The organism is Amycolatopsis sp. CA-126428 (genome assembly GCF_002904335.1).
Classification (GTDB): Bacteria; Actinomycetota; Actinomycetes; order Mycobacteriales; family Pseudonocardiaceae; genus Amycolatopsis.
Genome location: NZ_PPHF01000026.1, coordinates 1 through 11,653, shown reverse-complemented (window position 1 = coordinate 11,653; position 11,653 = coordinate 1). Strand labels below are relative to the sequence as shown.

Annotated in this window: 3 protein-coding genes; all 3 read left to right on the top strand. The window is 74.4% G+C overall.

Features of this window, described 5'->3' with window-relative positions; all coding sequences use genetic code 11:
• On the top strand, positions 1-4,930 hold a 4,930-nt coding region (locus tag C2L58_RS06325; RefSeq protein ID WP_146073536.1), incomplete at its 5' end, for a type I polyketide synthase.
• Positions 4,890-10,199 (top strand): beta-ketoacyl synthase N-terminal-like domain-containing protein, encoded by a 5,310-nt coding sequence (locus C2L58_RS06320; RefSeq protein ID WP_369904165.1) that lies wholly within the window; start codon positions 4,890-4,892, stop codon positions 10,197-10,199. The genes C2L58_RS06325 and C2L58_RS06320, both read left to right, overlap by 41 nt.
• Positions 10,200-10,234: 35 nt before the next feature.
• Positions 10,235-11,653: type I polyketide synthase (locus C2L58_RS06315; protein WP_199191124.1), on the top strand; the 1,419-nt coding region annotated here is incomplete at its 3' end.

Genomic DNA, 11,653 nt, shown 5'->3' with positions numbered 1-11,653 from the left:
GGGCTTCTTCGGCATCTCGCCGCGTGAGGCGCTCGCCATGGACCCGCAGCAGCGGCTGCTGCTGGAGACGTCCTGGGAAGCCATGGAAGATGCCGGCGTCGACCCGCTTTCGCTGAAGGGCAGCGACGTCGGGGTGTTCACCGGCATGTTCGGCCAGGGCTACGTGGCCCCCGGCGACAGCGTCGTCACGCCGGAGCTGGAGGGCTTCGCGGGCACCGGCGGCTCGTCGAGCGTGGCGTCCGGCCGCGTGTCGTACGTGTTCGGGTTCGAGGGCCCGGCGGTGACGATCGACTCGGCGTGCTCCTCTTCGCTGGTCGCGATGCACCTGGCCGCGCAGTCGCTGCGGCAGGGCGAGTGCTCGATGGCCCTGGCCGGCGGCGCGACCGTGATGGCGAACCCCGGGGCGTTCGTGGAGTTCTCCCGGCAGCGGGGCCTCGCCGTCGACGGGCGCTGCAAGGCGTTCGCCGCCGCGGCCGACGGCACCGGCTGGGCCGAGGGCGTCGGCGTGGTCGTGCTGGAGCGGCTGTCGGTGGCGCGCGAGCGCGGGCACCGCATCCTGGCCGTGCTGCGCGGCAGCGCGGTCAACCAGGACGGCGCGTCGAACGGCTTGACCGCCCCGAACGGCCCTTCGCAGCAGCGGGTGATCCGGCGGGCGCTGGGGAACGCCGGCCTGGCACCGTCCGATGTGGACGTCGTCGAGGGCCACGGCACCGGCACCACCCTGGGCGACCCGATCGAAGCGCAGGCCTTGCTGGCCACCTACGGCAAGGACCGCGACCCGGAGCAGCCCCTGTGGCTGGGCTCGCTGAAGTCGAACATCGGCCACGCGCAGGCGGCCGCGGGTGTCGCGGGCGTGATCAAGATGGTCCAGGCGCTGCGGCACGAAGTCCTGCCGCCGAGCCTGCACGTCGACCAGCCGACGCCCGAGGTGGACTGGTCCGCCGGTGCGGTCGCACTGCTGACCGAAGCCCGCGAGTGGCCGCGCAACGGCCGCCCGCGCCGGGCCGGGGTGTCCGCGTTCGGCGTCTCCGGCACGAACGCGCACCTGATCCTGGAGGAAGCCCCGCCGCAAGACCTCGTGAGCGGAAATGAGGGTTCTAACCCTCTTTTCCACTCACGACCGCCGGTGGTGCCGGTCGTGGTTTCCGCCCGCAGCACGGTTTCCCTGGCCGCGCAAGCCGGTCGGCTCGCCGGGTTCGCGGGGGACGCCCCGCTGGCGGGGGTCGCCCGGGCGCTGGTGACGAACCGGGCCGCGCTGACCGAGCGCGCGGTGGTCGTCGCGGGCTCCCGCGAAGAAGCCGTGACGCACCTGGAGGCGCTGGCTCGCGGCGAAGACTCGGCCGCGGTGGTCACCGGCCGGGCCGGGGCGCCGGGCAAGGTCGTGTGGGTGTTCCCCGGCCAGGGCTCGCAGTGGGCCGGCATGGGCCGGGAGCTCCTGGCCGCGTCTCCGGTGTTCGCCGAGCGGATCACCGAGTGCGCGGCCGCGCTGGACCCGTGGGTCGATTGGTCGCTGCTCGACGTGCTGCGCGGGGAAGCCGATCTGCTGGACCGGGTCGACGTGCTGCAGCCCGCGTGTTTCGCGGTGATGGTCGGCCTGGCCGCGGTGTGGCAGTCGGCGGGTGTCCGCCCGGATGCGGTCGTCGGCCATTCGCAGGGCGAGATCGCCGCTGCCTGTGTCTCGGGCGCGTTGTCGCTGCCGGACGCGGCGAAGGTGGTCGCGTTGCGCAGCCAGGCGATCGCCACCCGGCTGGCCGGCCGCGGCGGCATGGCCTCGGTCGCGTTGAGCGAAGAAGACGCGGCCGCGTGGCTGGCGCCGTGGGCCGACCGGGTCCAGGTGGCCGCGGTCAACAGCCCCACCTCCGTGGTGATCGCCGGAGAAGCGCAGGCCCTCGACGAGGTCGTCGAAGCGTTGTCCGGTCAGGAAGTCCGCGTCCGGCGGGTGGCGGTGGACTACGGGTCCCACACCAACCAGGTCGAAGCCATCGAGGAGCTCCTGGCCGAAACCCTGGCCGGCATCGAGGCGCACGCACCGGCGGTGCCGTTCTTCTCCACGCTCACCGGCGACTGGATCACCGACGCCGGCGTGGTCGATGGCGGCTACTGGTACCGGAACCTGCGCAACCAGGTCGGGTTCGGCCCGGCGGTGGCGGAGCTCGTCCGCCAGGGCCACGGCGTGTTCGTCGAGGTCAGCGCGCACCCGGTGCTGGTCCAGCCGCTCAGCGAAATCAGCGACGACGCGGTGGTGACCGGGTCGCTGCGGCGCGACGACGGTGGCCTGCGCCGCCTGCTGACGTCGATGGCCGAGCTGTTCGTGCGCGGTGTCGCGCTCGACTGGACCGCGGTCCTGCCGCCGGCCAGCCGGGTCGACCTGCCGAAGTACGCCTTCGACCGCCGGCACTACTGGCTCCGGCCCGCCGAGACCACGACCGACGCGGCCTCGCTGGGCCAGGCGGCGGCCGACCACCCGCTGCTGGGCGCGGTCGTCGAGCTGCCGCAGTCCGACGGCCTGGTCTTCACCTCGCGGCTGTCGGTGCGGACGCACCCGTGGCTCGCCGGCCACGCGGTCGGCGGCGTGGTCATCCTGCCCGGTTCCGGGCTGGCCGAGCTGGCCGTGCGGGCCGGTGACGAGGCCGGCTGCACCACGCTCGACGAGCTGGTCATCGAGGCGCCGCTGGTCGTGCCCGCTCAAGGGGGCGTCCGCGTCCAGGTCGCGTTGAGCGGCCCGGACGAGACCGGCTCACGCACGGTGGACATCCACTCCCGGCGCGACGGCGGAAGCTGGGCGCGGCACGCCACCGGCGTCCTGTCGTCGGCCCCCGCCGAGGACCCCGGCTTCGACTTCCGGGCCTGGCCGCCCGCCGACGCCGAGCGCATCGACGTCGGCACCTTCTACACCGACCTCGCCGAACGCGGGTACGGGTACGGGCCGGCGTTCCAGGGGCTGCGGGCGGTGTGGCGGCGCGGCGACGACGTCTTCGCCGAGGCCGCCCTGCCCGAGGACCTGCGCAAGGACGCGGGCCGGTTCGGCGTCCACCCGGCGCTGCTCGACGCGGCTCTGCAGGCCGCGACGGTCAGCGGCTCGGACAAGCCCGGCGAGCCGGTGCTCGCCTTCGCCTGGAACGGCCTGTTCCTGCACGCCGCGGGCGCCTCGGCGTTGCGGGTCCGGCTTTCGCCGAGCGGCCCGGACGCGCTGTCCGTCGAAGCCGCCGACGAAACCGGCGGGCCGGTCCTGACGATGGAGTCGCTGGTGTCCAGGCCGGTTCCGGCCGGGCAGCTGGGCGTCGCGGCCGGCGCGGGCCACGACGCGATGTTCCGCGTCGACTGGTCCGGACTTCCCCTCGGCCGGGTGACGGCCACCGCGGAGGGCGCGGAGGGCGCCGAGGTCCTGGAGGTTCCCGGGGGCGACTCCCCGCTGGCGGCGACGGCGCGAGTCCTGGAAAAGCTGCAGGTGTGGCTGGCCGAACCCGAAGCGGAACGCTTGGTCGTCGTCACGCGCGGGGCGGTGCCGGCCGGCGGCGACCACACGCTGACCGACCCGGCCGCGGCCGCGGTGTGGGGCCTGGTCCGGTCCGCGCAGGCGGAGCACCCGGACCGGATCGTCCTGCTGGACACCGACGGCGAGATCCCGCTGGACGCCGTCCTGGCCTCCGGCGAGCCGCAGCTCGCGGTCCGCGGGACGACGCTCCTCGTGCCCCGGCTGGCCCGCGCCACGCAGCTCTCGGATGCGCCGGCCGCGTTCGACCGGGATGGAACGGTGCTGATCTCGGGCGCCGGCTCGCTGGGCACGCTGGTCGCCCGGCACCTGGTCACCCGGCACGGCGTTCGCCGCCTGGTGCTGGCCAGCAGGCGGGGCCCGGCCGCCGAAGGCGCCCAGGACCTGATCGGCGAGCTGGCCGAGGCGGAAGTGTCCTTCGTGGCCTGTGACGTCTCGGATCGCGACCAGGTGGCCGAGCTCCTCGCGGACCTGCCGGAGCTGACCGGGGTGGTGCACACCGCCGGCGTCTTCGAGGACGGCGTGATCGAAGCGCTGACCCCCGGGCAGCTGGCGAACGTGTACGCGGCGAAGGTCGACGCGGTCCGCCACTTCGACGAGCTCACCCGCGACCGGGACCTCGGCGCGTTCGTCGTGTTCTCCTCCGTCGCCGGTGTCATGGGCGGCGGTGGCCAGGGCCCGTACGCGGCGGCGAACGCCTTCCTGGACGCGGCCATGACCCACCGTCGGGCCGCCGGCCTGCCGGGCCTGTCCCTGGCGTGGGGTCTCTGGGAACGCGGCAGCGGCATGGCCGCCCACCTCAGCGACGTCGACCACGCGCGGGCGAGCCGCAACGGCGTCCTGGAACTGAGCCGGGCCGAGGGGCTGGCGCTGTTCGACCTCGGACTGCGGACGGCCGATCCGCTGCTCGTGCCGATCAAGCTCGACCTGGCGGCGATGCGGGCGGGCACGGTTCCGGCGCTGTTCCGCGGTCTCGTCCGGCCGATCCGGACCCAGGCGCGGACTGCGTCCACTGTGGACAACGGGCTGGCCGGGCGGCTCGCCGGGCTGCCCGCGGCCGAGCGGGAGGCGGCGCTGGCCGACCTGGTGCGCGGGCAGGTCGCGGTCGTGCTCGGCTACGACGGGCCCGAGGCGGTCCGGCCGGACACCGCGTTCAAGGACACCGGGTTCGACTCGCTGACGTCGGTGGAGCTGCGCAACCGGCTGCGCGAGGCGACCGGCCTGAAACTGCCCGCGACGCTGGTCTTCGACTATCCGAACCCGCTCGCCGTCGCCCGCTACCTGGGCGCGCGGCTGGTCCCGGAAAGCAACGGGCACAACGGGAACGGGCACGACGACCGGCTGCGGCACGTGCTGGCGTCCGTCGCGGCCGAGGAGCCGTCGCTCGCCGAACTGGGTGTCGACGACCTCGTGCAACTGGCTTTCGGCGACGAGTGATGGGGAGCAAGTGGTGAGTGCGTCGTATGAAAAGGTCGTCGAGGCGCTGCGGAAGTCCGTCGCAGAGGTCGGCACGCTGAAGAAGCGGGTCAACGCCTCCAGCGAACCGATCGCGATCGTCGGCATGGCCTGCCGGCTGCCCGGCGGCGTCACCGGACCGGACGACCTGTGGCGGCTGGTGGCCGAGGGCGGCGACGCCGTGTCGGGGTTCCCCGCCGACCGCGGCTGGGACCTGGAGAACCTGTTCGACCCGGACCCGGACCACGCGGGGACGTCCTACACCGGCAAGGGTGGCTTCCTGCACGACGCGGCCCTGTTCGACCCGGGCTTCTTCGGGATCTCGCCGCGCGAGGCCCTCGCCATGGATCCGCAGCAACGGCTGCTGCTGGAAGCGTCCTGGGAGGCCGTGGAAGGCGTCGGCCTCGACCCGGCGTCGTTGCAGAGCACGGACGTCGGCGTGTTCACCGGCGTGGGCGGCTCGGGCTACGGCGGCGGGCTGGCCGGGCCGGAGATGCAGAGCTTCGCGGGCACCGGGCTGGCGTCGAGCGTGGCTTCGGGCCGGGTGTCCTACGTCTTCGGGTTCGAGGGTCCGGCCGTCACGATCGACACGGCGTGCTCCTCGTCCCTGGTGGCGATGCACCTCGCCGCGCAGGCCCTGCGGGCGGGTGAGTGTTCGATGGCCCTGGCCGGCGGCGCGATGGTGATGTCCGGCCCCGACTCCTTCGTCGTCTTCTCCCGGCAGCGCGGGCTGGCCGCCGACGGCCGGTGCAAGGCGTTCGCCTCGGACGCCGACGGCATGGTGCTGGCCGAGGGCATCAGCGTGGTCGTGCTGGAACGGCTGTCGGTCGCGCGGGAGCGCGGGCACCGGGTGCTGGCGGTGCTGCGGGGCAGCGCGGTCAACCAGGACGGGGCTTCGAACGGCCTCACCGCCCCGAACGGCCCGTCGCAGCAGCGCGTGATCCGCGCGGCGCTGGCGAACGCCGGCCTCGGACCATCCGATGTGGACCTGGTGGAGGCCCACGGGACCGGGACGAGCCTGGGCGACCCCATCGAGGCGCAGGCGCTGCTGGCGACCTACGGGCAGCAGAGGGAGACGCCGTTGTGGCTCGGCTCGCTGAAGTCGAACATCGGCCACACCCAGGCGGCCGCGGGCGTGGCGAGCGTGATCAAGGTCGTCCAGGCGCTGCGGCACGGCGTCATGCCGCCGACCCTGCACGTCGACGAGCCCACCGCGCAGGTCGACTGGTCCGAAGGCGCGGTGGAGCTGCTGACGGAGAGCCGGGACTGGCCGCGCGGCCAGCGCCCGCGCCGGGCCGGGGTGTCGTCCTTCGGCGTCAGCGGCACCAACGTGCACCTGATCATCGAGGAAGCCCCCGAAGAGCCCGCCGCTCCGGCGCCGGTTCCCGTGGACGTCGTCCCGCTGGTGATCTCCGCGCGCAGCAACGGTTCCCTGGCCGGGCAGGCCCAGCGGCTGACCGGGGTGGACGTGCCACTGGCGCAGCTCGCCGGGGCGCTGGTGTCCGGCCGCGCGGTGCTCGAGGAACGCGCGGTCGTCGTGGCCGGTTCGGACGAGGAAGCGCGCGGGGGGCTCGGCGCGCTGGCTCGCGGTGAGGCCGCGCCCGGCGTCGTGACCGGGTCCGCGGGCAAGCCGGGCAAGGTCGTCTGGGTGTTCCCGGGCCAGGGGACGCAGTGGGCCGGCATGGGCCGGGAGCTCCTCGACGCCTCGCCGGTGTTCGCCGAGCGGATCAAGGAGTGCGCGGCCGCCCTCGATCAGTGGACCGGTTGGTCACTGCTCGACGTCCTCCGCGGTGACGGCGACCTGGACCGCGTCGACGTGCTGCAGCCCGCGTGCTTCGCGGTGATGGTCGGGCTGGCCGCCGTCTGGGAATCCGTGGGGGTCCGCCCGGACGCGGTGGTCGGGCACTCGCAGGGTGAGATCGCGGCCGCGTGCGTGTCCGGTGCGTTGTCGCTGGAAGACGCGGCGAAGGTGGTGGCCCTGCGCAGCCGGGCGATCGCGGCGGAGCTGTCCGGCCGTGGCGGGATGGCCTCGGTCGCGTTGAGCGAGCCCGAGGCGAACGCTCGGCTGGCGCTGTGGGACGGCCGGATCGAGGTCGCCGCGGTCAACGGCCCGTCCTCGGTGGTGATCGCCGGGGACGCCCAGGCGCTGAGCGAGGCCCTGGAGGTGCTGGCCGGGGACGGCGTCCGCGTCCGGCAGGTCGCCGTGGACTACGCCTCCCACACCCGGCACGTCGAGGACATCCGCGACACCCTGGCCGAGACTCTGGCCGGGATCACCGCGCAGGCGCCGGCCGTGCCGTACTTCTCGACCGTCACCGGCGAGTGGATCACCGAGGCCGGGGTCCTGGGCGGCGGTTACTGGTACCGGAACCTGCGCAACCAGGTCGGCTTCGGCCCGGCGGTGGCCGCCCTGGTCGAGCAAGGTCACGGGGTGTTCGTCGAGGTCAGCGCGCACCCGGTGCTGGTGCAGCCGATCAGCGAGCTCACCGGCGAGACCGACACCGTCGTCACCGGGACCCTGCGACGCGACGACGGCGGCCCGCGGCGGCTCCTGACGTCGATGGCCGAGCTGTTCGTCCGCGGCCTCCGGGTCGACTGGGCGACGCTGGTGCCGCCCGCGCGCGCCGACCTCCCGCCGTACGCCTTCGACCACCGGCACTTCTGGCTCCGGCCCGCTGACCGGGCGGACGCCGTCTCGCTCGGCCAGGCCGCGGCGGACCACCCGCTGCTGGGCGCGGTCGTCGAGTTGCCGCAGTCCGGCGGCCTGGTGTGCACCTCCCGGCTGTCGCTGCGGACGCACCCGTGGCTGGCCGACCACACCATCGGCGGGGTGGTGCTCTTCCCCGGCACCGGGCTGGTCGAGCTGGCCGTGCGGGCCGGAGACGAAGCCGGTTGCCCGGTCCTGGACGAGCTGGTGACCGAGGCGCCCATCGTCGTACCCGCCCGGGGCGTGAGCGTCCAGGTCACGGTGAGCGGCCCGGACGAGACCGGTTCGCGCACGGTGGACATCCACTCCCGGCGCGAAGACGGGTGGACCCGGCACGCGACCGGCACGGTCTCGGCGACGCCGGGCAGCGGACCGGGCTTCGACTTCACCGCGTGGCCGCCGGACGGGCAGCGGATCGAGCTCGGCGGCTTCTACGAGGACCTTGCCGAGCGCGGGTACGCGTACGGGCCGGTGTTCCGGGGTGTGCGGGCGGTGTGGCAACGCGGCGACGACGTGTTCGCCGAGATCGCCCTGCCCGACGACCGGCGGGAGGAAGCCGTCCGGTTCGGCCTGCACCCCGCGTTGCTCGACGCGGCCCTGCAGACCGGGACGATCGCCGCGGCCGCGTCCGGCGAGCCCGGGAAGCCGGTGATGCCGTTCTCGTGGAACCGGCTGGCCCTGCACGCCGCCGGGGCCACCGGACTGCGGGTCCGGGTGGCGCCCGGCGGCCCGGATGCGCTGACCGTCGAGGCCGCCGACGAAACCGGGGCCCCGGTCCTGACTATGGACTCGCTGATCCTGCGCGAGGTCGCTCTCGACCAGCTGGACACCGCGCGCACCGGCTCGCTGTACCGGGTGGACTGGACCGAACTGGCCACTGTGGACAGTGCGGCGCCGGTGGGCCACGTCGAGGTGCTCGACGCCTCCGGCGAGGAGCCGCTGGACCTGGCCGCACGAGTGCTGGAGGCCGTGCAGGCGTTCCTCGCCGACGCGGCCGACGATGCGCGGCTGGTCGTGGTGACCCGCGGTGCCGTCCGCGAGGTGACCGATCCCGCCGGTGCCGCCGTGTGGGGCCTGGTCCGGGCCGCCCAGGCGGAGAACCCGGACCGGTTCGTCCTGTTCGACACCGACGGCGACGTGCCCCTTGAAGCCGTGCTGGCCACCGGCGAGCCGCAGCTCGCGCTGCGTGGAAAGACCTTCTCGGTGCCCCGGCTCGCTCGCGTCACCGAACCGGCGGGTACGCCCCTGACGTTCCGTCCGGAAGGGACGGTCCTCGTCTCGGGCGGCGGGACGCTGGGTGCGCTGGCGGCCCGCAACCTGGTGACCCGGCACGGCGTCCGGCGCCTGGTCCTGGCCAGCCGGCGCGGCCGGGCCGCCGAAGGTGCCGAGGAGCTCGTCACCGAGCTGACCGAGCAGGGCGCTGCGGTGTCCGTGGTGGCCTGCGACGTCTCCGACCGGGACCAGGTGGCCGCGCTGCTGGAAGCCCACCCGGTGACGGCGGTGGTGCACACGGCGGGCGTGTTCGACGCCGGTGTCACCGGGGCGCTGACCCGCGAACGGCTGGCCAAGGTGTTCGCGCCCAAGGTCGACGCTGTCCGGTACCTCGACGAGCTGACCGGAGACCTCGACGCGTTCATCGCGTACTCGTCCGCCTCCGCCGTCTTCATGGGCGCGGGCAGCGGCGGGTACGCGGCGGCGAACGCCTTCCTCGACGGCCTGATGGCCGCCCGCCGCGCCGCCGGCCTGCCCGGGCTTTCGCTGGCCTGGGGCCCGTGGGAGCAGCTCACCGGCATGGCCGGCACCATCGACGACGTCACCCTGGCCCGGATGAGCCGGCGCGAAGGCCGCGGCGGCGTCCGGGCCCTCGGATCCGCCGAAGGCATGGAGCTGTTCGACGCCGCCCTCGCGGCCGGCGAGGCCTTGCTCGTGCCGATCGAGCTCGACCTGCGCGAAGTGCGGGCCGACGCGGCCGGCGGCGGCACCGTGCCGCCCCTGCTGCGCGGGCTGGTCCGGGCGGGACGGCAGGCGGCCCGCACGGCGTCCGGCGACGACGGCGGCCTGGCCCGCAAGCTGGCCGGGCACACCGCGGCCGAACAGGAAGCGCTGCTGCTCGACGTCGTCCGCGGGCAGGTCGCGGTGGTTCTCGGGCACGTCGACGGCTCCGGCGTCCGCGCCGAAACGGCCTTCAAGGACGCCGGGTTCGACTCGCTGACGTCGGTGGAGCTGCGCAACCGGCTGCGCGATGCGACCGGCCTGAAACTGCCCGCGACGCTGGTCTTCGACCACCCGAACCCGGTCGCGCTGGCCCGGCACCTGCGGACGGAACTCGCCGTCGAGGAAGCCTCCCCGGCCGACGCGGTGCTGGCCGGGCTCGCCGGGCTGGAGACGGCCATCGCGGCCGTCTCCGACAGCCCGGACGGCGACCGGATCACCGCGCGCCTGCGCGAGCTGCTCAAGGCGGCCGAAGCCCGGCCGGCCGCGACCGACGATCTCGACACGGCCAGCGACGAGGAGCTGTTCGCCCTCGTCGACGGGCTCGACTGAAACCGCACACGTGAAACTTCTGGGAGTTGAGTTCAGTGGCTGACGAGGGACAGCTCCGCGACTACCTCAAGCGGGCCATCGCCGACGCACGCGACGCCCGCACGCGGCTGCGCGAGGTCGAGGACCGGGCGCGGGAGCCGATCGCCATCGTCGCCATGGCGTGCCGCTACCCGGGCGGGGTGGCCTCGCCCGAGGACCTGTGGCGGCTGGTGGCCGACGGCACCGACGCGGTCACCGAGTTCCCCGGCGACCGCGGCTGGGACGTCGACGGCCTGGTCGACCCGGACCCCGACCGCCCGGGGACGACGTACACGAACCAGGGCGGCTTCCTGCACGAAGCCGGTCTCTTCGACGCCGGGTTCTTCGGGATCTCGCCGCGCGAAGCCGTCGCGATGGACCCGCAGCAGCGGCTGCTGCTGGAGACGTCCTGGGAGGCCATCGAGCGCACCGGCACCGACCCGCTTTCGCTGCAGGGCAGCGACATCGGCGTGTTCACCGGCGTCGCGAGCATGGGTTACGGCGCCGGCGGCGGGGTGGTCGCGCCGGAGCTGGAGGGCTTCGTCGGCACGGGCGCGGCGCCGTGCATCGCCTCCGGCCGCGTGTCGTACGTCCTCGGCTTCGAGGGCCCGGCCGTCACCGTCGACACCGGGTGCTCGTCGTCGCTGGTCGCGATGCACCTCGCCGCGCAGGCGCTGCGCCGCGGTGAGTGCTCGATGGCCCTGGCCGGCGGCGCGATGGTGATGGCCCAGCCCGGTTCCTTCGTTTCGTTTTCCCGGCAGCGCGGGCTCGCCCCGGACGGGCGCTGCAAGGCGTTCGCCGACAGCGCCGACGGGATGGGCCTGGCCGAGGGTGTCGGCGTCGTCGCGCTGGAGCGGCTGTCGGTCGCCCGCGAGCGCGGGCACCAGGTGCTGGCCGTGCTGCGCGGCATCGCGGTGAACCAGGACGGCGCGTCCAATGGCCTGACCGCGCCCAACGGCCCGGCGCAGCAGCGGGTGATCCGGGCCGCGCTGGCCGAGGCCGGACTTTCACCGTCCGATGTGGACGCCGTCGAAGGGCACGGCACCGGCACGATGCTCGGCGACCCGATCGAAGCGCAGGCCCTGCTGGCCACCTACGGCAAGGACCGCGAGACGCCGTTGTGGCTCGGGTCGATCAAGTCGAACATCGGGCACACGCAGGCGGCCGCGGGCGTGGCCAGTGTGATCAAGATGGTGCAGGCCCTGCGGCACGGCGTGCTGCCCCCGACGCTGCACGTCGACCAGCCGTCCACCGAGGTCGACTGGTCGGCCGGGGCGGTCTCGCTGCTGACCGAGGCGCGCGAGTGGCCGCGCGAAGGCCGGCCGCGCCGGGCCGGGGTGTCGTCGTTCGGCATCAGCGGCACCAACGCCCACCTGATTCTGGAGGAAGCCCCCGAAGAGGGTCTGCCGCGGCTTGTCGTGAGTGAAAAAGCGGGT